This window comes from Leptospira dzoumogneensis, assembly GCF_004770895.1.
GTDB lineage: Bacteria > Spirochaetota > Leptospiria > Leptospirales > Leptospiraceae > Leptospira_B > Leptospira_B dzoumogneensis.
Map to the genome: position 1 here is coordinate 1 of NZ_RQHS01000004.1, position 1,242 is coordinate 1,242.

Here is a 1,242-nt window from a genome sequence, read left to right on the forward strand (position 1 = left end):
GGTACAAACCGGAGACATGGGTAACAAAATAGACCGGGAACATAGGTAACACTAAACGTATGCAAAGGAGGGTTAATCCTTTGCCGTGGAAAGAGGTGTCACCAATGGACGAGAAAGTAAAATTCATTGCAGCGGTATGCGATGGTAGTGTATCGATAAGCACTCTTTGTGAGGCTTTCGGGATAAGTAGAAAGACGGGTTACAAATGGTTGTCTCGTTACCGTAAAGAAGGTCCCGGAGGCTTATTAGATAAAAGTAAAACTCCGCACTCTAATCCGAATAGAGTTGGATTTGCGGAGGAAAGGATGATTTTGGGAGTTCGTAAAGATCATCCTACCTGGGGTCCTCTTAAAATACGTGCGTTTTTGGAAAATTCCAATCCGGATTTAATTTGGCCTGCTGTCAGCACTATAGGAAGCATTCTTCAAAAAAGAGGTTTAGTAAAACCTAGAAAGAAACGGCAGGGAATGGGAAGATACTCGGAGCCCTTCAAAGGTTATGATCATGCAAATGCGGTATGGTGTGCTGATTTCAAAGGGGATTTTAAACTAAAGGATGGAATTCGTTGTTACCCGTTAACGATTTCAGACGGTTATAGCCGTTTCTTACTCTGTTGTAAGGGTTTATCCGGAACAAGAACGTATGAAACTAAAAAGGAATTCGAGAGATGTTTTAGGGAATATGGACTTCCTAATGCAATAAGAACGGACAATGGGATCCCATTTGCTGCGGGATTGGGGATTTCCTTACTATCGACTTGGTGGATCAAATTAGGAATATTGCCTGAACGAATCCAACCGGGGAAGCCTCAGGAGAACGGAAGACATGAGAGAATGCATCGAACCCTAAAGGCAGAAGCGGTTTATCCAATCCGTTCGAATATGAAGCAGCAGCAAAAATCTTTCGATAGATTTAGGACAGAATACAATTACGAACGTCCTCACGAAGCCTTAGGTCAAAAACCGCCTTCCGAATTTTATCAAGCTTCTAAACGATCATTTCCCAACAAAATCCAAGAAGTTACCTATCCAGATCATTTTGAGGTCAGAAAGGTAGATGATGGGAATTTTTATTGGAAGAACAAAAGATTCTTTATCACCAAAAGTTTAGGTGGCGAACATATCGGATTCGAACCCGTCGAGGACGGGATCTGGACTATTTATTTTAGCTTCGTTAAAATAGGAATATTCAATGAACGTAAGAAAAAGGTATCTAGGATATTAAAAGTGTAACCCATGTCTC

General features: G+C 41.2%; 1 protein-coding gene. It reads left to right on the top strand.

Annotation, left to right across the window (positions count from 1 at the left end):
• Positions 1-80 precede the first annotated feature (80 nt).
• Entirely contained in the window at positions 81-1,232 is a 1,152-nt protein-coding gene (locus EHR06_RS01290) for an integrase core domain-containing protein (RefSeq protein ID WP_425269471.1), read from the top strand.
• The last annotated feature ends 10 nt before the right edge of the window (positions 1,233-1,242 follow it).